This window comes from Pseudomonas sp. GD03903 (assembly GCF_029840045.1).
Taxonomy (GTDB): Bacteria; Pseudomonadota; Gammaproteobacteria; order Pseudomonadales; family Pseudomonadaceae; genus Pseudomonas; species Pseudomonas pseudonitroreducens.
Window position 1 is genome coordinate 1 of sequence record NZ_JAOCBT010000038.1, and the last position, 19,959, is coordinate 19,959.

17 protein-coding genes and 1 pseudogene are annotated in these 19,959 nt (G+C 53.8%); 13 read left to right on the forward strand and 5 right to left on the reverse strand.

The window, feature by feature from the left end; all coding sequences use genetic code 11:
* The 3 genes from N5C91_RS30940 to N5C91_RS30950 form a co-directional block, all read right to left on the reverse strand.
* Window positions 1-456: YqaJ viral recombinase family protein (locus tag N5C91_RS30940; RefSeq protein ID WP_279834241.1), on the reverse strand; the 456-nt coding region annotated here is incomplete at its 3' end.
* A gap of 79 nt (window positions 457-535) precedes the next feature.
* On the reverse strand, window positions 536-1,129 hold the full coding sequence (locus N5C91_RS30945) for a DUF4339 domain-containing protein (RefSeq protein ID WP_279834243.1): 594 nt from the start codon (window positions 1,127-1,129) through the stop codon (window positions 536-538).
* Window positions 1,130-1,199: 70 nt separating this feature from the next.
* Window positions 1,200-1,862: a hypothetical protein gene (locus N5C91_RS30950; RefSeq protein WP_279834244.1), complete on the reverse strand. Its 663-nt coding sequence runs from the start codon at window positions 1,860-1,862 to the stop codon at window positions 1,200-1,202.
* Between the two features lie 259 nt (window positions 1,863-2,121).
* Here N5C91_RS30950 and N5C91_RS30955 point away from each other — a divergent pair, with 259 nt between their 5' ends.
* Entirely contained in the window at window positions 2,122-2,376 is a 255-nt protein-coding gene (locus N5C91_RS30955; RefSeq protein WP_279834246.1) for a helix-turn-helix transcriptional regulator, read from the forward strand.
* A gap of 89 nt (window positions 2,377-2,465) precedes the next feature.
* On the opposite strand, the gene N5C91_RS30960 is transcribed toward N5C91_RS30955, so the two are convergent.
* On the reverse strand, window positions 2,466-3,434 hold the full coding sequence (locus N5C91_RS30960) for a DUF932 domain-containing protein (RefSeq protein ID WP_279834247.1): 969 nt from the start codon (window positions 3,432-3,434) through the stop codon (window positions 2,466-2,468).
* Between the two features lie 778 nt (window positions 3,435-4,212).
* Between N5C91_RS30960 and N5C91_RS30970 the strand changes: the two genes are divergently transcribed.
* The 7 genes and pseudogenes from N5C91_RS30970 (at window position 4,213) to N5C91_RS31000 (ending at window position 13,567) form a co-directional block, all read left to right on the forward strand.
* Window positions 4,213-5,454 carry a hypothetical protein gene (locus tag N5C91_RS30970; protein ID WP_279834250.1) on the forward strand — a complete coding sequence of 414 codons (1,242 nt, stop codon included), beginning with the start codon at window positions 4,213-4,215 and terminating at the stop codon, window positions 5,452-5,454.
* Window positions 5,455-5,952, forward strand: coding sequence for a hypothetical protein (locus N5C91_RS30975; RefSeq protein ID WP_279834251.1), 498 nt, complete (start codon window positions 5,455-5,457; stop codon window positions 5,950-5,952).
* A gap of 318 nt (window positions 5,953-6,270) precedes the next feature.
* Window positions 6,271-6,462 (forward strand): annotated as a pseudogene (locus N5C91_RS30980) (DUF2813 domain-containing protein); the annotation flags it as partial.
* A gap of 427 nt (window positions 6,463-6,889) precedes the next feature.
* Window positions 6,890-8,113: a TOPRIM nucleotidyl transferase/hydrolase domain-containing protein gene (locus N5C91_RS30985; protein ID WP_279834253.1), complete on the forward strand. Its 1,224-nt coding sequence runs from the start codon at window positions 6,890-6,892 to the stop codon at window positions 8,111-8,113.
* Window positions 8,110-9,879, forward strand: coding sequence for an ATP-dependent helicase (locus N5C91_RS30990; RefSeq protein ID WP_279834256.1), 1,770 nt, complete (start codon window positions 8,110-8,112; stop codon window positions 9,877-9,879). Before N5C91_RS30985 ends, N5C91_RS30990 begins: the two co-directional genes overlap by 4 nt.
* Window positions 9,880-10,627: 748 nt before the next feature.
* A complete protein-coding gene (locus tag N5C91_RS30995; RefSeq protein WP_279834259.1) occupies window positions 10,628-12,682 on the forward strand; it encodes an NERD domain-containing protein in 2,055 nt (684 codons plus the stop codon).
* 138 nt (window positions 12,683-12,820) lie between these two features.
* Entirely contained in the window at window positions 12,821-13,567 is a 747-nt protein-coding gene (locus N5C91_RS31000) for a hypothetical protein (RefSeq protein ID WP_279834261.1), read from the forward strand.
* A 113-nt stretch (window positions 13,568-13,680) separates the two neighbouring features.
* Here N5C91_RS31000 and N5C91_RS31005 read toward each other — a convergent pair whose 3' ends face one another.
* The gene (locus tag N5C91_RS31005; RefSeq protein ID WP_279834263.1) at window positions 13,681-15,360 is read right to left on the reverse strand and encodes a YfjI family protein; all 1,680 of its coding nucleotides are present in this window, start codon (window positions 15,358-15,360) and stop codon (window positions 13,681-13,683) included.
* Window positions 15,361-15,612: 252 nt separating this feature from the next.
* Here N5C91_RS31005 and N5C91_RS31010 point away from each other — a divergent pair, with 252 nt between their 5' ends.
* The 5 genes from N5C91_RS31010 (at window position 15,613) to N5C91_RS31030 (ending at window position 19,871) form a co-directional block, all read left to right on the forward strand.
* Window positions 15,613-15,810 carry an AlpA family transcriptional regulator gene (locus tag N5C91_RS31010; RefSeq protein WP_169890552.1) on the forward strand — a complete coding sequence of 66 codons (198 nt, stop codon included), beginning with the start codon at window positions 15,613-15,615 and terminating at the stop codon, window positions 15,808-15,810.
* A 694-nt stretch (window positions 15,811-16,504) separates the two neighbouring features.
* The gene (locus N5C91_RS31015) at window positions 16,505-17,173 is read left to right on the forward strand and encodes an inovirus Gp2 family protein (protein ID WP_279834267.1); all 669 of its coding nucleotides are present in this window, start codon (window positions 16,505-16,507) and stop codon (window positions 17,171-17,173) included.
* A gap of 232 nt (window positions 17,174-17,405) precedes the next feature.
* Entirely contained in the window at window positions 17,406-17,804 is a 399-nt protein-coding gene (locus N5C91_RS31020) for a hypothetical protein (protein WP_279834268.1), read from the forward strand.
* Between the two features lie 183 nt (window positions 17,805-17,987).
* Window positions 17,988-18,848 (forward strand): hypothetical protein, encoded by an 861-nt coding sequence (locus tag N5C91_RS31025; RefSeq protein WP_279834270.1) that lies wholly within the window; start codon window positions 17,988-17,990, stop codon window positions 18,846-18,848.
* 402 nt (window positions 18,849-19,250) lie between these two features.
* Complete coding sequence (locus tag N5C91_RS31030) at window positions 19,251-19,871, forward strand: tyrosine-type recombinase/integrase (RefSeq protein ID WP_017516867.1); 621 nt, start codon at window positions 19,251-19,253, stop codon at window positions 19,869-19,871.
* Window positions 19,872-19,959: the final 88 nt, after the last annotated feature.

Below are 19,959 nucleotides of genomic sequence, written 5' to 3' on the forward strand. Positions count from 1 at the left end.
TTCTCTCCATAGGCGGGCACCGTTGAGGCCCGCGGTTTTGCACTCGAGGATCTGCACGTCCTCGGCACCGATGACCTCACGATCAATGTTGGCCAACATCCAGTCGAGTTTGGGATCAGGATGCTGCAGCACGGCGTTGATACGACGCACGCGATTGCCGGTGCGCTGGGTGTAATGCCTGGCGACGATGGACTCGAGGATGTTGCCCCAATAGGTAGGGCTTTCCTCATCGTTCACGTCACTCCTAGGCAGCCCAGAATCGCGACCGGTTTTCTCCAGCCACAACTCCAGTTGTGACTTGTAAGGGTTAAGGCCGACGGCAGCGGCGGCATCAGAGCTGCCAATGCCACGCTTACGAACAGCAAGCCAATCCTCGCGTGACAATTCCTTCGTGCTAACCAGGCGTAGAGCAGGGCGAGTGTGCTCTGCTGTGGGGGTGAAATAGGTGTGAGCCATAGGAGCCTCCGGGCATAAAAAAGCCCGGCAGGTTTCACCAGCCGGGCGCATTCAACGTGTTGGAGCTGGTGGCTGAGACTTAACCCTGGTGGGCAGCCATGCTGAGGACGAAGCAGACGATCCAGGTGATGAAGTAGGCGAGGTTTTGGTTCAGCAGCTTGGAGCGCTGATACAGATAGACCGGCACCACGAATACCCAGCCTTTGAAGTGACTGACATCGTGGCCGGCTTGCTTGAGGCGCTTGGAGTCGAGCACCGACAAACCGATGTTCAAAGCCAGAGTGACGTACCAGTAGCGGTTCTCCGACATGGCACGTTCCCACTGAGCTTCATTTGCGCCGAACAGGCCGGCGACGAAGGACTCCAGCAGGTAGCCAATGATCGGAGCAAAGGCGATCAGCCAGACAATCTTGTTGTTCACGCCGGACCCGGTGAGCGGTGGCGGGCCGAACTCTTCGAGATGCTGACGCAACTCGGTTTGCTCGATCTTGGCCCATGCGGCCATGCCTTTCTTCCAGACCATCGAGCCGTAAGTCAGCGTTCCACTGCGAATCAGATCGATGATCTGCTGCTGATCGAAGCCGCCTTTGCGTTCTCCGTTTTTCTCGTAGTGCCACTGATTACCGGTCGGGTCGATTCCGTTGGATTGAGGGTTATCAAAACTGGTGCTCATGACGTTTCCTTAGGGTGAGCGAGCCCGCAGCGGAAGGCGGCTTCCACAGGGCGTTGGGGGATTTAGGGGATTATTTTTTCGGGAGCATGTCGGCATTCACGCCGATCTGAAGGCCGTTCTTGTCGTAGCACATCGGCAGGGAGTCGCAGTTCCCGCCTTTGGCGGTAACGTCGGGTTCATTGAGCGCTGGGATACCGATAGTTGGCAGGTTGGCCAGCTTCACAGTGACAAACCCCACGGGCGTATCGACAGTGCAGTACTCGCTGTCGTTGATAGGGCAGACGGCATGGAATTTTTCACCAGGCTCTCGCTTGCCCAAAGTGTTGGCATTCTGGCGTTTCCCATTGAAACCAGGCCCCGTGCCGTTGGCATAGGAAACCGGGTTCCCGGCCGTGTCGGTTCCCATGTACCAACCGGCAGCGACGACGTAGTTCCCTTTGGGGGCACTGCCATAGAACTCTTTGCCAAGAGCGCATATTCCATCCTCACCGCAGGTGACCGGCTTGTGGCCAGGCACGGCTCGTACTTCGCCATTAGGCATGATCAGACGAGCAGTTTTAGGAGCATCGATCGGTAAGCACGTACTGGCTGGCCCGTCAGCGGCAGTGAATAGCGCTTCAAATTGTGAGCCTTTCAGGCTCCATGGCTTCGAACAGGGCATGACGTTGTTAGCCGCTTCAGTGACCGTTGCTGCGGTAGCCAGAACCATGGCTACGAGTACTGCGATTTTCATGGGATTCCCTCTCTGAGTTTTCCCTGATGGATGTAGTGGTTGAGGGAAGCCCGCTTGCCGCCAGCTCCCCCATTTACGTGACACCAATAGCTTTCTCAGGTGGTTCCGCGCCTTTCATCATTCGCTGCGAGCGCCTCAGTACGTTCAATCGGCGTGAGCTGTGGGGCGCGCTAAACTTGGTTTGGCAAGATTATCTGAAATTCAGATATCCGAAAACCAGATATAGCTTGTCAGGCTGCTCATTAGATGGTCAGCCACCATGGCTAAAGCAATTTATCGTCCTGAGTACGCACATTTTCTGGCGATCTTGAAGCGGCATCGCATAGCGGCTGGTCTGACTCAAGTGGAGTGCTCTCGAGCTCTTGGTCATCCGCAGTCGTTTATGAGTGATGTAGAGCGAGGCTCGCGGCGGCTCGATATCATTCAAATTCGCGATTTAAGTAGGGTCCTCAAGACAGACCTTGTTAGCTTGGTTCAAGAGTTAGAGGACGCGATCAGTCAGGGGCGTCCGTAAGGCATGCAATGATTCCTGCCCATCCCAATCTGGAGGGCTACTGCGGATAGACAAGTAGCGCCCGTTGGATGCTACTTGTCTCGGACTCACTATGCCGCAAGCTCCAAAGCGGCATCCAACGCCTTCTGCTTGATGATCGCACCCTGACCAAACCACGCTGAGTCCATGCGGTGTTCGTTGCTGCGTGCGCGACGCTCATGGTCAACATACTCAGTGACTGCATTGAGCATTCCCCAAGCGGTCCCCTTGGCTGCTTCCAGATGCGAACCGCGTCCGGCACCCTCATACAGTTCGTGCACCTTACGTAGTGCGCGCTCGTTAACGAGCTTGTCGGGTATCTCCTGGTTCGCTCTCACGTCGCATAGAACGTTCATGAAAAAGCTCGTTGCTTCGCGTGGGTGCACCTTGATGTCGGCCAGGATGCGCATGCGGTACATGAACTCGTCCCATTGCGAGACGGCGATGCCGAGTTGCTTCTTCACGGCTTGAGCGTCGAAGCGAGTGCTGTGCGGGACTTTGATAGCCCGGGTGGCGCCGTCGACTGCAATGGTGAGGGTGTTGTTGCACACGACCCGCACGGTAGTCGGAGTAGCAGTGGTAGCCAGAGTCCCATCGCAGGACGTAGCCAACAGCAGGTACCCATTGACCAGGTCATTCCCCTTCAGCGAGGTGTTCTGGCCGGTGCGGGCGAGTGCCCAGAACTTGCGACCGCCTTTGAGCACGCCGGCGGTTTCAAGCTCGTAGCCGGAGACCTGGGTGAGGTCCCGGTAAAACTCCAGTACCTCCCGTGGCTGCACGACTTGATAGCGTTGAGAGACCACCGATAGAGGGGCCTTGGTGTCCGAGCGATACAGCACCTTCTGTTCGGGGAACGAGTGAATGCTGCCGAGGTGGCCCGCGGCATCTGACTTGAAGTGAACGGGGCTTTCCTGGATTTGCCAATCCATACCAGCTTCGCGCTGCCAGACTTCAAGAGGTTGTCGTTGCGACAGGCGACTGCCCAGACCATGCCAGGGAGCAGCGCCAACGTAAGCCATGCTTTCTACGAGATGAGCCATGATGAAAATCCTTGAGCAATAGCCGGCATAAAGCGCTGCGTCACGCGCAGCACCGGCGAGGTGGTTTGAGGGGGCGGTTGGAGGAGGGTGGTGATTAGGTCGGTAGAGTGAATCGGGAACCGCAGGCCAAGCAGATGTGGTCGGACGGTGCATGGCGATCGATTTGCTCGCCTAGTTGAGCACCGAGTACGCAGCCGCTGATGGCGCCGTTCAGTCCTAGAAGGATGACTGCAGACAGAGAGCTGAGTGACAAGGTAAGGGGTGTGGCGATGGGGCCGGCGGTGCTGGCTCGATTGGTTGCCAGCGCAATGGAAGCGCCACGGGCTACGCCGCAAAGAGTTCCTGCAATGATGCCGAACTTCATGGCGGGTTTTGCAGATGCGATCCTGAGCGAGCGACAGCTAGGGCAATGCAATGACATGGGCGGAGGGTCTCCTGGTGGTGTGTCATTGCAGTGATGTAGGACTGAGATTTTTTGGAGTGAGATCGTTGCCTGAAATGGCTTCAGACTCGTCGCCCCGTCGCTGAACCAGCAAATTTGGATGCTCGGAGTCTCCGCGCCGGAAGTCCTGCAGGTCCTCATTCCTCTCGGTATCGCTGAATGGTTCAAGATGTCGACACCGATACGAGTGTCAGAGGATGAAAATTTTTCTGGCCAGGGAAATAGCAGGTAAATTAGCGCCTTCTTTCTCGGCTATCGGGTACCCTGCAGGGTGGTTGTGGCTCTGAAATAGAGCGAGACAAACCAAATCTCTGCAGCATCAAATGGAGACAAACCATGATTCGGCTTCGCGTCAAGAACTTCGGTCCTATAGGCCCAGGTCTGGAAAACGACGGCTGGATTGATTTCAAGCGCGTTACTGTCTTCATCGGGAATCAAGGCTCCGGGAAAAGCACACTGGCTAAGCTGTACTCCACCTTTGCTTGGATCGAGAAGGCGCTGGTCCGTGGAGATTACGAGCGAAAGTGGTTCGAGCGTAAGGGCCGCTTGAAGAGCCAGTTTTTGAGCTATCACCGGCTAGAAAACTATCTGGAAACGGGTGGTCGCGGAGATACGCAGATTGAGTACCAGGGTGACGCTTGTACGATTAGTTATGCCAAGGGCCAATTGAACATCACTGAGTCGCCCAGTCAGGACTACAAGCTGCCTCAGGTGATGTACGTCCCTGCCGAACGCAATTTCATCTCCTACGTTCGACACCCCAGGGAGTTGAAGCTCTCGTCCGAGTCGTTAAAAGAGTTCCTCTCTGCGTTCGATCAGGCTAAGCAGGGCATGAAAGGATCAGTCAAGTTACCGATCAACGACAGCGAGATCGAGTATGACAAGCTAAATGACATCCTGAACCTGAAAGGGGCGGGGCATAAGCTACGACTGACAGACGCTTCGAGCGGCTTCCAATCACTCGTACCGGTGTATCTGGTGAGCCAGTACCTTGCCAAGTCTGTCCGGGAGGGGAGCGAAGAGAGTCAGCAGCCGATGAGCGCTGATGAGTCGGAGCGATTTAGAACGGAAGTGGAGAGCATTTTTGCTAACGCATCTCTGACGCCAGAGCAAAAGCGAGTGGCGATCTCTGTCCTTTCTTCTCGCTTCAATAAGCAGGCGTTTATCAACATCGTCGAGGAGCCAGAGCAGAACCTCTTCCCATCATCTCAGTGGGATATGCTGAAAAGCCTCCTGGGCTTCCAAAGCGAGGGTGAGCACAACCGTCTGGTGCTCACAACGCATAGCCCCTATGTCGTCAGTTACCTCAGTCTTGCGATTCAGGGAAGGCACCTACAGCAGCGTCTCATTGAAGCGAAGCGAGATGACTTATTGCCGAGTCTTTACGAGATAGTGCCTGAGAAGGCGCTGTTGGGCGCTGATGACGTAGCGATTTATCAGTGTAATGAGCTCGATGGCAGCATCAGCAGGTTAGCTAGTTTCGAGGGCATACCTTCAGACGGGAATCTCTTGAACAACTGGCTGCGTGAGGGGAACGAGCTATTCGACCGACTACTATACTTGGAAGAGGCGCTGTAAGTGAATTTCTTCAATCCACAGTGCCAGAGTGGCCCCTACAACCAACTGAGGTTCGGGGTGTGTGATGACCAGAATTCAACCCCCGCTTATGTTGACTTCAACACTCAGGCGAGGTGGATTGCTACGATCGATAATCCTTCACAGCAAGACGTTACCTTCACAGCAATCGACAAGTGTGTGCTTCAAGATAACGATGAACCAGATCGTGGGCGCTGTGACGCCATGTTAACGACCAATGAGTTGCTGTATTTGGTGGAGCTAAAGGACCAGCGGGCCCACTGGAAGCCACATGCCGTCATGCAACTGCTGTCGACGATTCAATTCCTCTACCAGTACCACCCTACAGAGTTAAATAGTTTCCGCGTCAAGAAGGCATTCGCCTGCAACAAGCGTCGTCCGGCGTTTGCGGTCGTGCAGCAAGAGGTGAAGCGCCGTTTTTGGGTCTACGGATTTTACGTCGACATCCAGGCTAACGTGCTTGTACTGCCTGCTGTCTAAATAAGCTCTGAGAGACGTGATTATTCAGGCTCTCCTTCTGTCTTGGCGAACGAGAGAAGTCTGCAGCACCTTTCCTCCGCACGTGCGTATTGGCGCGCCTACGCGTGGCCTTTAGCTCAAGAGCCACGTCGACGGTTTTTTTTTGCACCGAATTAGGGGATGGCTTCTGAAAGAGCCTTCTCACTAAAGGCCGGTGAAAACTGACAAATGTCAGAAAGGGCGTGTTGAGTCTGTGTTAAATACGGGCGAAGGAAAATTTGCCTGGATCTCTGTATCTGGACTTCCTACTACTTTGTGTCCTCCAGGGAAGGAAACCTCATGCTATTGAGTCGAGTAACGATCAGTAACTTTAGGAACTTCAAAGAGTTAGATGTGGCTCTTGGTCGGCACGCAGTTGTCCTGGGTGAAAACAAGGTTGGTAAGACTAACCTTCTCTTCGCCTTGCGATTGATCTTGGACCCTGCGCTTCCCGACTCTGCACGAAGACTTCGCTTGGATGACTTTTGGGATGGTCTTCCTCGACCTCTGGCTGCGACGGACGCGATCGAAATTTCGGCGGAATTCAGTGATTTCGAAGACAGCGAAGCACTCTTGGCAGTACTTGCGGATCACCTGATTCAACCCTTGCCGATGGTGGCTAAGGTCACGTTTCGCTTTCAGCCTATAGCAGGGCTCGGCCGGGCTCCCCGTAGCGAGGCAGACTACGAGTTCGTGCTTTTTGGTGGGGATCGTCCCGAGAACACTGTCGGTTATGAACTGAGACGTTGGATGCCGATGGACCTGTTTCCGGCTCTTCGTGATGCAGAGTCGGATCTTGCTAGGTGGACACGTTCCCCCTTGCGACCATTGCTCGACAGAGCAGCACAAACGATCGATGAGGACAATCTGAAGGCTATTTGCTGGCGAAGTTCATCTAACGACTTCGAAGATTGCTGCGTTGCCAGAACTGGCCGCAGTGGTGGAGCAGGTCAACGGCCAGTTGGCTGGGATGATGGGGGACGGGCATGCGATTCAGACCGCTCTAGGCTTCGCCCCAACAGATCCAGAACGATTGCTGCGTGCCCTGCAGATGATGATTGATGGTGGTAAGCGGGGCGTTGCAGAGGCTAGCTTGGGTTCTGCAAACGTTCTGTATCTCGCATTGAAGCACCTAGAGCACCAGTGTTTGGTCGACGAGGGGGAGCGACAGCATACGTTCCTGGCAATTGAGGAGCCCGAGGCGCACCTGCATCCCCATCTACAGCGTCTGATTTACAGAAGTTATTTGAAGGCACGCGATGAAGGAGAGTCCGATGATGAGCCCCGAAGCATTCTGTTGACTACCCACTCTCCAAACGTAGCTAGCGTCGCTCCGCTCTCGAATATTGTGGTTCTGAGGCGCGTTGCCAGTGAGGGGCACACCATTGCGCGATCTCTTTGCGGAGTTGATCTCGCGGACGAGGATCGTGATGATCTTGAACGCTACATGGACGTGACCCGCGGTGAGCTTTTCTTTGCTAAAGGCGTAATCCTCGTTGAGGGGGACGCAGAAAAATTCCTCCTTCCAACGCTAGCCAGACTGCATGATGAGGCGTTCGACTTTGACGCGCTAGGCATCACAGTCTGCTCCATTGCGGGTACCAACTTCGCCCCATATCTGAAGTTGCTTGGTCCTCAAGGCCTCAACCTTCCGGTCGCGGTGATTACCGATTTCGATCCGAAGGGGGCTGCGGTCAGCCAGGAGGACGAAGATCCGGACGGGGTAGGCGCCCTGGATAGCTACGGCGAGAATCGCGTAGTGAATCACATCATGCCTGAGCTGCTGCCTGAGAAGCTTTGGGGGAAACTCTCGTTCCAAGAGGTGATGAAGCTCGCCCCGCAGCACGGCGTTTTCCTCAACGACTATACGTTTGAAGTCGATCTATTTAAGTCCGGCTCCAAGAGATACTTTCAGCAAGCCGCGAAGTCGTTGTCGTCCAACAAGGCCATGCACAAGCGCTTCGACAGGCTGGCTACGGATCCTGCGTCGTTGGATCCCAAACAATTCCTCAAAGATATCGACTCCATTGGAAAGGGGCGGTTTGCCCAGCGTTTAGCTTCTGTCCTGATCGACGAAGACGCTGATGTTTGTCCGGAATACATTCGCAGCGCCTTGGAGTACTTGAGGGAGCAGTTGGGATGAGTGCCCTTATGCCTGCTTACGCGCTTGCCGCGGAGGACCTGCGCGGCAACGAAGACCAGTGGCGTGCCTACGAGTCGGCTGGCAATTGCGTGATTCTAGCCGGTCCAGGCAGTGGGAAAACGAAGACCATCACGATCAAGATTGCCAGGTTGTTAGCCGAGGCTGTGCGCAGCCCGCAACGCATTGCCTGCATCACATACAGCAACGCTTGTGTCGGTGAACTCAGAGCAAGGCTCAATAAGCTGGGTGTGGATGATAGCAATCGAATTGTTATCTCTACGGTTCATTCCTTTTGTTTGACCGAGCTGGTCCTGCCGTATGCCCCTATGGCCAATCTAGCGGTGCCAACTCCACTGGCAGTGGCTACACCAGATGAGTCCAACAAGCTGTTCCGCGCAGCCTACGAATCGATTCATGGCGGGAGGATGAGTCGCTCGTTCAAGACTTCCTGCGAAAAATTGAGACGTACTATTCCAGATCGGCGAAGCGATGAATGGAGAGGTTGGAATCCTCGGGAGACTAGTGTTGTCGAGGCGTATGAGGCCTTGCTGCTAGCAAGGGGGGTGATCGATTTTGATGGTTTAGTGCTTGCCGGGCTGGAGCTTGTCGAGAAACATGAGTGGGCACGTCGCGCCCTCAAGGCAAAATACCCCATCGTGGTGGTTGATGAATACCAAGATCTCGGGTTGCCTTTGCACCGCATTGTGGTGGCTCTGCTCGACGCGGGGGTGCGAGTGGTCGCTGTGGGGGATCCTGACCAGTCAATTTATGGCTTCACTGGAGCAAGACCTGACCTTCTGAGATCGCTCTCGCAGGATCCAAGAATTGAGCCGATCACGCTCCAGCTGAATTACCGTTGTGCCAATCAGATCATCGCAGCATCGAGGACGCTTTTGCCTGATCCCGCAGAGTTCCGTTCTCATGATGGTAGAGCCGGTGAGATTAGTATTCACGAACGTCAGACCTCATTGCGAGGGCAGGCACGTTATGCCCTTGAAACTTTGATTCCCATGCTTCTGCAAGCGAATCCAAGCTGGGTCCCAGGTGACATTGCTGTTCTCTATCGCTCGCTTAAAGAGGGCACCGTGATTGCCGAGGTAGCGGATAGCCTAGGGATGCGCTACTTCCGATTGGACAACGGTTCTCCTATCAAGCGCTCGAGACTAACTGAATGGCTAACTGATTCTGCGAAGTGGTGCGCCGGAGGGTGGGCGACAGGGGAGGTGCAGCTATCTCAGCTCCTGAGATCTTGGCAACGGCTAAATCGTTCTCGCATAAGTGAGGCTAGTAAACTTGAATCCCGCAAACGGTTAATCTCGTCTCTATTCTCTCTGCGTGACGGCAATCTTGCTCTTAGGCATTGGTTGAAGGCATTGCGTAGCTCTGTGCTGGCCACATTGCTCGCTGAAGAGCCTGGTCTTGCCGATGAGGTGGACACGCTCGATGCCTTAATGAGTGCGGCGGCGAAAGGGGAGGTTCTGGGAGGTTTTACCGTTCAGATCTTTGGTAACCATGGAAAAAGCCCAGACCAGATCAACCTGATGACACTTCACAGCTCAAAAGGACTAGAGTTTCAGGCTGTTATCATGCCGGGGCTCGAGGACGGCATATTCCCAAATGACTACGAAAAAAATTCTGCAGAACAATATCAGGAGGCCGCTCGACTGTTTTACGTCGGCGTTACACGCGCTAAGGCGCAAGTCCATTTGATGTTTAACTCGGACGAGTCTCCGTTCATTACGGGCATTCGCGAGGTGGCGCACTGAAGCTGGGGCAGGGGAAGAGACAAGACGTTTGTTCTGAGGGCTGTGGTACTAGAGGGAACGTTGGGCCCCTTTAGAGGCAAGCAGCAGACCGATGAACTATGGAGGAGGTACTACTCCTCGCACGCATTCTGCCCAGCGAAAATGATTCTTCTTACACAGGGCAGCATCCGGGAGCTATGCGTTTTCGCACGGAGCGCATACTCTGGACGCCCCGCTCCCATCTGAGCTAGATCCAACAACTAATCACTAAGGGTCGGCTGGTGGGTTTAGCTGAGGAAGCTTGGCGCTTTGGGGGCTGTTTAATCGATGCCGATCATAACTGGTTTGCTGGAACCATCGGTTGGCTCAAGGTAATAGTCCCCAATATTGCTGAATGCCCGTAGCGGTCTATTGCAGCACGGTGAACTAAACAGGAACTCTCCACCTATCTTGTTGCGCTTCAACCGCAGCACCAGCGGTTCGACGTCGCCGAGATCGTGTTTGCAGTAGGGGCATCGGTCCATGCTAAATCCCGTGTGTAGTAGTGTGTGAGTAGAGAGCTAAATATACCACATGCCTCACTCGGCTACTGCAAGGTAAAGTGACGAATAACGCCGTGCAGTTGATAATACAGGTGGACTTGATCCCAAAGGGCTAATTAGGAGCGCAGTGGGTGAGCGATAAAGGGAATCGGTGCCTGCAGCATTACCTTCGAGTTTTCAGATGCAGCCAGTCAGCGGGTGGCAGTGGTCGCGCCCTCGATGAATGCTTGCAGCACTTCCTGGATCAGCGCCCTGCCGGCAAGCATCTGACTGCGCTTGATCGTGCGGAGGGATTGTCTTCAGCACTTTTCTGGTGGGATCCGCAGACCGTCCAGGACTCCGAGTTGGCGAGCTTGGCACTGAGTCGAGTGCTGCATTTGGACGCCGCGATCAGTCTCGATCTAGTCATGCATCTGGCGATCAGAAATCCTGAGACGCTCAGGTGGGCCATACGCTACTCGAAGCTTTTTGAACGTGTTGATTCGCCCCTCTGGATTGGCCTTCGAGCAGCGCTAGATGATGAGGAGTGGCTAACCTTCTTCGGTGTCTGCGACCGCTTGCTCGAGCAGCTAGACCCCTTCGATGAACTCATTCTCCAAGCCGAAAGCCAGTTGGAGCATCTGTCGCTATTCGAGCTGCTTTCGTACCTGAGTGTCCTCGCTTATCAGTCCCTCACTGAAGATGCTGCAGATGATCCTTCAGGCAGGCAGTGGGAGGTCTACAACCGCATCATTCTCCAGAAACTACAAACCTGTCAGGAGGAGGATTTTCGACTGAGCGAGCTGCGGTTAGGGCAATCCTTGAAGCAGCACCTAGCTCCGATTCTCTTCATGGAGCCAGGGACACTGGCCTCTGCAGAGTGCCGCGCCAATCTTGAGGCGCTAGCTGTGCTGATTACAGCAATGCAGGAGCGAATTGACTACGAAGGCTCGATCAACTGGTTCTGCTTCGACCCTGATTGTCGGTATCAGCTAGAGCCAGGTGAGCCTGTCCTCTACAACAGTTCGGAGGAGGGGGCAGAGCGCTGGCGTCGTACCGGGCGGAAACACGATCTGCTCTGGCACTACTGGATGAATCGTGCAGTGGGGGAGTTCATCGACTCCGGTCTGGCAGATGAAATGATGGGCTCTCCTGAGAATCACGAGCTTAACCAGCTGGCCTACATCAAGATGCTTCGCAGCAAGTTGCAGCTGCAGCAGATCTACGGTGTCGCACAGGAGCTCTCACTCGGTGATGGTTCAAGGGTGATGCTTCAGCACGTATTGCTGGCGAGCGAGTTGACCTCGGTGTTCTTCCAGAAAGAGTTCATCCAGCCATTTCAAGATCTTTTCCGTGATGCTGGTGTGGTTGCTCTCGCGCTCGGTCAGTTGGCCATGAGGGGCATGCAGATAGGCGAAAATCGATTCCCTATCACATGGTCCGAGGGAGACGAAAAGCTCCGGAGAATAAGGGGATGGACGGTCTGCAAGGAGCATCCCAAGGGCAGCATCGACTCGGCTAAGTTGATCCTGCAGTTCTGGAGCAGTGACCTCAAGACGTTATCTGAGCAGTTGAAATCGCAGCCCCGAATGCCCGTACCAAGACTCTATGAGCGTCCATTCTACAAAATTGGGCGCTACAGCTTTCAGTTTCCTTGGATTGTCGCGCAACAAAACAACCTGACCGCGACCCTCAACAATCTAAGGCGATTGGGGGCTCGCAGAGCCGGTATGCAGGCAGAGACCCGGCAGGTAGAGTTCCTGCTAGCTGAGAGTTTGATGCGTCGTGGCTTCTTCGTTGAGGTTGGCTATCGTCCGTTGGCAACAGAGGACGATGATGCCGGTGAGGTCGACCTGATTTGTCAGCTGGATGGCGTACTGCTGCTTTTGGAGGTCAAGTCAGGATACATCCGCTCGACAACCCATGAAGTCTGGCTCCATCGATCGAATACCTTGCGCAAGGCCGCGTGGCAATTACGTCGTAAGCTCGTTGCTGTTGCTTGCGCGTTGAGAGGGGACCAAAGCCTGCGATCGAGGTTGGGTTACCATGGCGAGAATCTGGAGAGAGATCTGCGTGCTTGGATCGTCGATACCTCTATCGAGCTAGATGGGCAGTCAATCGATGGATACAGAGTCGTTTCTCGTGAGGCCCTTGAGGTCATCTTGCGAGACGAAAAGCACTTACTGCAGCCGGTGGGGCAGGTTGGTGCAGATGACCATGACTCGTTGTTCCCTGGAGGATTCTCCGCGGGCCGATTCGTCGAGATTGTCGAGTCAGGGGCGCTTTGGCGCGATCTTTTTTAACGATCAGCATCCAGATGATGACAGACCTCACCTAGAGGTGCAGCAAGCTCCGGATCGTGCCCCTCGGAGGGGCTTGGGATCGAGGTTTCCCTACGCTTGTCGATTTCCGGTTTCGGCGCAGTTTAAGGAGAAGTGATTGTGGCCTCGGTCGGCACGAGAGATGAGTTTAAAAAGGAAACTATCCGCACACTTCAGGAGCGTGCTGGAAACAAGTGTTCAGCTAAAGGGTGCGAGCGCCTTACTTCCGGTCCTAATCTTCAGCCAGATAAGGCAAGCCGTATCGGTGTAGCTGCGCATATCACAGCTGCTGCACCTGGTGGGCCGCGTTACGACCCCTCTCTTTCATCTGAAGAGCGATCCTCTATCCGTAATGGGATATGGCTTTGTCAGAACTGCGCCAGACTTATTGATGTTGATCCAAGTCGCTACACGGTTCTGCGCTTAATGGGCTGGAAAGAAGATGCTGAACGCGCTGCGCTGGCTGAGCTTGAAGGTCGGGGAGCTCCTCGTACCTTAGCGGATGAGCAGTTGGAAGAGGACGGATGGATCTGCCCGCATTGCCGGTCCTTTGTGAAGCTTCAGCAGACTGTTTGCTTGGGGTGTAAGGCCGAGGTAATAACGGGGGCGACTCAACAGGAAAATGCGAACGCTATGCAATTAGGAGCAATAGCCGGCGGCGCTATTTCGTTTGGCATCCTCACGTACGTGCCCCAATGGCTGAATTCCACATTCAACTTACAAGTTCCTGGGAGTTTTGGGCTAGGATTTTCGGCGCTAGGGGTCGGGGGAGGTGTGGCGCTGGTGGGCGGCTTCGCTGGTTTGATATTTGTCGAGAGGTATTGGAGAGCTCGGCCACCTCGGTTTGTTCGACGAAAAATGGATTAGCAAGATATCAAGCGATTGCTGCTTGGATTTTTGGAGGTTCAAGGGCGAGCTTGTGATTTGCAGTATTTCCAGACTGTGGGCCGCTGGGGCGGCCCACTCGCTTCTGAGTAGTTTTATTTGTTTTTAAAAATACAGTAACGCCCGGATCTTGGTCGTCCGCTCACGCGTTCATCACGTACAAATTCTTGGTTTTGATATAGTGGCAGTGCCGTGATTGTGACGATCTCGCCATTTCGTAGTATAGGTTCCTCTTCCGTAAGAATTGATTCTTTGAAATTGTATCGGCCTCTGTCGTTTATTAGGTGTCCGAGTTTTCCTAATAGCTCAATCGCAGCTTGTAATCGGTCTGCATTGGCTCTGCCTCGAAGTCTGTAGGGGCCGAGCTGTTTAATTTGAGTGAGGGTAACTGTGGTCTTGAACCCTTCTCTCAGATGGGGGGGTAGGTTTGATCTATTCATTCTCAGATCTGCACCAGGCGCGCCTTCGTCAAAGATACGATTATTGCGCGGGTCATCATGAGATATTCGCAACAGGTAATTTGCAAGCTCGCAGGTGTCTGTGATGATCTGCGGTTCATTAGCCAGGTTTTTGGCAAAATGCCCCGAGCAGGCCTGGGCAAATCTCCAGCTGAACTTCAAGGTGAACAGATCGATTTCGACTTCATCAGTTGAACTTCTTTCAAACGCGTGCAGAACAGCAGCTACGCGACTGGTGTTTTCCAGTAATTTTGAAGCGTGATCTTTCATGTAGTAGAATAGGCCGCTTTCTTGCATCTGTTCTTCTATGTATTTGTTGATTTCAAACCATAGAGTCTTTGCAGGTTCAGAAAACGTAAGCGTTTGTCGGATGGCTGGAAGTGGGGTTTCAAAAATTTCACGGATTCGGTTATCGAAAGCTTTCTTCCGTGGTCGGGCAGCAGATCCCATACTGTTAGTGCGCTCGCCGGCCTTGGGTTTTGGCTTTGCTACGAGGAAGCGTGCGAGAAAACCAGTACCGCGCGCCTCTTCCCCGCGCCGCCCCATGAAATTGGAAATTACACTTGGCTGCGCCATTAGCGCCATGGTAAGCCGAGCGCCTTTTAGCGTAATAGGGGCTCTGGATAGGCGATCTACGATTAGAGTGCCTCCGTCCCAAAGAGTATTTAGCTTGTCGAGCTCACTCATGGCCTTTCCATTGAAGATACTGTTAGCTTCGCTGGTCAGTAGGCAGCCATTCTCTGCGTTCTCGTAGAGAAACTGAACCAGAGCTTGGGGCGTCGTATCCTCATACAAGAACTTTCCTGAAGGGAGAGGGACTGGTTCAAGTCGTAAGTGCTCTTCAATCTCCTTAGTCGCCGTATCAGCCGCCTCATCGTCACCCGCACTTGCATACCTACCATACATCCGCTCTAGGTGACGCTGCTCCGTGCTCCAGAGCTTATGCTTTATACGATGTTCTAGGAGATCCTTGGAATTAGCCTCAATAGCTTCTTCATTTATCTTGTCTATTGATCCAAAAAAATAATTCTGTGTGGTGGTCTTACGCTCTCCTGATTCGGCGATTGTTAAGAGCATCAGGGAAGCTGGGGCTTTACTTCCTGAGGGCAATTCCACATCTACATAGCGTTGGCAAGCCGCTGCCATGGCTCCGAGTGCGCACATCATGGCCATCTCTCGAGACACCTCCAACTGGCGGGATGACTCCTCTACTGCAGCCTCAAAGAGGCTCTGCTCTCGATAGCATGGCCACTCGTCCTGCTTTCTCGGCTCTTCGGGATCGGTGGATTTAAGGGTGGTGCTGATAAGTTTGTCCATGATTCTTCTGCTATTTCTGCTATTTCTGCTAGGGCTAGCGAAAATAGCAGGGTTACGTTGAAAGCTGGTTGTGTATTTTGTGCTGATTCGAAGAAAACTTACCGAAAATTGATAATTCTCAAGTTTTAATTTTGAACCCGACATGACCCTGGCTCTCGGCGGAGAATGGCGTGATGGCTGCATTCCATTTGCCAGGTCAGTAACTTTTTAACGAACTCGCCAATTCTCTGAACGAACATGAGGAACACGTTCATGAGAATCATGCGACTGCAAGAGGTCATGGCTACAACAGGTCTGGCTAGATCGACTATCTATAAATTCATCAGCGAAGGCACATTTCCGAAAACTGTGCCTTTAGGCGGGCGATCCGTGGGGTGGGTCGAAGAAGAAGTGCAAGATTGGGTGCTGGAGCGAATTGAAGAGCGTGACGCGACGTTAAATGCTGCATGAAATAGCATCGCTATAATAAAATCTTTAGCATAAATGCCGTGGCTGGAAAGATATCCAGTCACGGCATTTATGCTGCCTGCGTTGGGTTATAGATAATAATTTCATTTTGAAAGGTGGAAGGCGTCAGTGTTAGGTCGTTTCACGTGGCTTACTAAGTTTAATTTACGGTGGTTTTTCTGATATCTTGAGATAAGAGATATATTCACATTGCTCGCGCGTGTTGGGTTGGTTTAAGAGCTAATATGGTCAGAAGCTCCGGGGGTATTGGTTGTTACTTTTCTTCATGGTGAAAAGAGCTGAGAGCTATTTATAGTTTAAGGGTTGGCGAGTTTAATAATTTGTAGGAGCAATGAGCTTCCGAATGGCTCAATAATCTAAGCTGTTTTGATGTGTCTGTGCTTGGAGGCATTGATGGTTTTTCTTTCGGTGCGGGTAATATGCTTTACATCCGTCATTCAACCACCATTCCCTATCCCTGCTCGTCCACCGTCCCCTAGCCGTCATTCAGTCTCAAACCATCCCACCATTCACAATCCCCCCAACACAACTCGTCCATCCAATCACGAGGTCCTCCCTAGCCAATCCTTTTTACTATCTCCACCTGATAGCCGTGGCCAGCCGTTTACTTCAGCATCGAGCAGTAAAAAGTTACTCCCTGTGCAGAGGGTATGAACCTCACATAGGAGTAACCTTCATGCTTCGCCATACCAGTAACACCAACCTCCATCTGTACCACGCCAGAACCTTCCAGGGCCTTCCTGTAATGGCAGAGAAAGGCCCTTTCATTGAGCAGTATCTCTCTCGTTTGCACAGCACCATTGAGCGTTCCCTGAGGCAGTACTCCAGGGTGTTTGCCTTCCGAGTGGATCTCCGTTTACCACTGTCCTTCGAGCTACCTGAGTACGCCTACACCAACGAGGTCATTAGTAGGTTCCTAGAGTCCTTCAAGGCCAAGATCGAGCATGACCGACAGAGGGCTAACGCTCGTAATCGTTACGCACATGACAGTAGGGTCAGATATGTCTGGACTAGAGAGGAGAGCAGGGGAGAGCGACCGCATTACCACCTGCTGATCCTCCTCAATGGAGATGCCTACTACAGCCTCGGTCGCATACGGTCAGACGCGAACAACATGATCAATCGTCTGCATGAGGCATGGAGTTCGGCTCTGGGGCTATCTGTAGACCTACTGGATGGCTTGGTGGAGATTCCCGACAACGCGGTGTATCGAATCAGCCGTGACATCCGCACAGGGCAGGAGGACAAGCTCCCTGATCTATTCCGGCGAGCGAGCTATCTCTGCAAGGCAGCTACGAAAAGCTATGGGGATGGTCAGCACGGTTTCGACTGCAGTCGTGGGTAGCAGCAATCAGAGATATCTCATATGGGCATAATCCAGAGCTGATCCAGCGCGCCTGCCTGCCCACGGATACGTGTTTGGGCCCGGAGCAGATGAGCAGAGGGGACTTGCTTGCTTCGACCCCTGCGATGGAGCGCTGGGTCTGGGCGAGGATGCTCAGCCTTAGGACTGGTTGGTTCGTAAAAATTAACCCAGTTGGCTCCTGGTATGACTAAAGCCAGCTGGGAGTGCTTCCATGACGAGCCACACAACGTTCCTTTCCGATGTTCTGAGACGAGGTGAGATCGCTAGCCAGATCGAGCGTTATGTTGAAGCGATCAAGGCTAGTGAAGAGCCTGCCTACAACCTCTCTCATGATCACGACGGCGAGCCTTTCTATTGCCCAACATCTCTAGCCATCTCAGCCGATCGGCTAAAGCAGATGCACGCCTTCATCATGGACCTCGATGATGAATTGGAAGACGAGGCGCTTGGAGCTTTTCAGCATGCCTGCCGGTGCTTGGGACTGGAGTTCAGCCCGCTGGTGGGCATGGTCTGCCTGAATGAAAGTGAGGATGGCTACCTACCGCCGGAGGAGGCGCTGAACTGGCTCGTGAAAAATGTGCGAGCGCATTTCCCAGCAGTGCAAGAGTGAGCTCGCGGGGCGTAACTTGGAGTCGGCTTGCGACCCGAAGCTGCCGCTGGCGACGTCCAGGGAGCCTCCGTACGCCTGATTTTCAGGGGCCGTCCCAGCATCTTACCGCTTCACGTATTATGGCGCCGTTATGGCACTCGCATACATAGGTGCCCATTGCCGGTTGAGAAGGAACGAAACTGCATGTGGAAGAAGATACTCAGGACCATGCTGCCTATTGTGCTCAGCCTCCATGGCGCCAGCGCATGGGCATACTACCTTGACCGCACTCCAAGCCTGGCCTGGTCGAACGAGGACGTCATTGTTTCAGCAATCCAGTCATGCGACGTTGAGGTTAATGCGCTCGGTTGGCCGCCCGCAGAATGTTACGAACCCTATTTGAAGGTGGAGAAAAAGAACAGGTTCTCGTCCGACAAGCCTTTCGTTGCGCACGGAGACCTAATGATCTCCGATGAGTGGAATCGGAACGATGCCGTCGCTCTCTACCAGGCGGTGCTATCTGACCCGGCCCCAGCACCGGTGCTGAGGGTGGTCTTGCGGAAGGTGAAGTACGGCGACCCGTACGAGTACGACATGTACCCAGAGGGGCGGATGGTCGTCATGCCATCTCTCGCCCTAGTGGATTTCCACTCCCGGGTTTCGGCCTACATCCAGCGTGAGGAGCAACTGGCCCAGGGCGAAGCCCAGAAAGAACGCATCAACTATGCCCTCTATATTGCCATCCCGCTTATTCTGCTCACCTGCATCACGCTTCTGGGTAGGTACTTGTACAGAAACCGCAAACGCATCTGGGATCGCAGCGCTGGCGGTCTCTTGCGTTGGAAAGGGGAGTTAGCTCAGAGCTTAGAGGACAAGCGCGTCCGCCGCATCGCCATTGATGAGGCTGTCCGATTGTCAGTGCAGAACAGCGTCAACTCAGCACGCTCTGGCGATACTGAGGAACTGGAACGCATGATCGAAGCCGCTATCAAACGAGGTGACACCGAGGCCGCAGCTGCCCTTAACGTCGCCCTGAAGCGGATCGCCGGTACGCCACGCGAATAGCACACAGCTCGTATCGGCGCACTCGGCCAGGCTTTCGCCACAGGCGCCTCGAATTGGAAAAAATACCCTAGCTCATAGGCTCGTACACTTCCGGTACCGGGTACGCAGGCTTTGCAGCCGCTTGATTATAGCGTCGTGCTTGAGAGCCTGAATCGGATGGTCGCAGCAGAAGAATGTGCTCGCTTGCTGGCTCGGTGCCGGCGCACTATCCAGGACATCAGTGGCAAGACGCCAGCGCGAATCCAGAATCAGCATTAATGGTGGCGGTAGTATCGATGCCTGCACTATTGGTTAATCGGTTCGACGCGATTCAAATCACACTCTGACAGCCAATGCCCGCTTCTGGCCGGTTAGCGCCCATGCCCTAGCCATCCTTGTCCTCCCCCATGTGGAGGATTTGTCATGAACATCATCGCTACCTGCAGCCGTGAGCCCTGGAATAAAGGGAAATTGGTCGGGCAGAAGGCCCCGCTCCGACTGAGAGATATCTGGGCCATACGAGTAAGGCTTCAAATTGCAGAAAGAACCCGGGATTTAGCACTCTTCGATCTAGCCATCGACAGCAAGCTTCGAGCCTGCGACTTAACCAAGCTCCGTGTGCGCGATGTCGCCCATGGCGAGCATGTATCATCACGAGCCATGGTGATGCAGCAAAAAACGCACCGGCCAGTGCAGTTCGAGATCACAGAGCAAACACGGTCTGCTCTCGCCGCCTGGATACATCACGCTCAGCTCCGTGACGAGGACTGCCTTTTTCCGAGCCGGCTGCATACCTCAGACCATCTATCAACTCGTCAATACGCTCGAATCGTCAAAGGCTGGGTGCAAGCTATCGGCCTGGATCCGGCCATGTATGGCACTCACACAATGAGACGTACGAAGGCATCACTTATCTATCGGAGGACGAAGAACCTGCGGGCGGTTCAACTACTGCTAGGCCATACGAAGCTGGAGAGCACCGTTCGATACCTCGGGATTGAGGTCGATGATGCTTTGGAGATGGCGGAACAGACCGAAGTTTGAGCATGCACTCATCGCGACGGTCGAGGACAGGCCGTCGCTAACCGGCCAAAGACAGTCATCAAGTGTCTAGGAAAGTCGACGCGGTTCA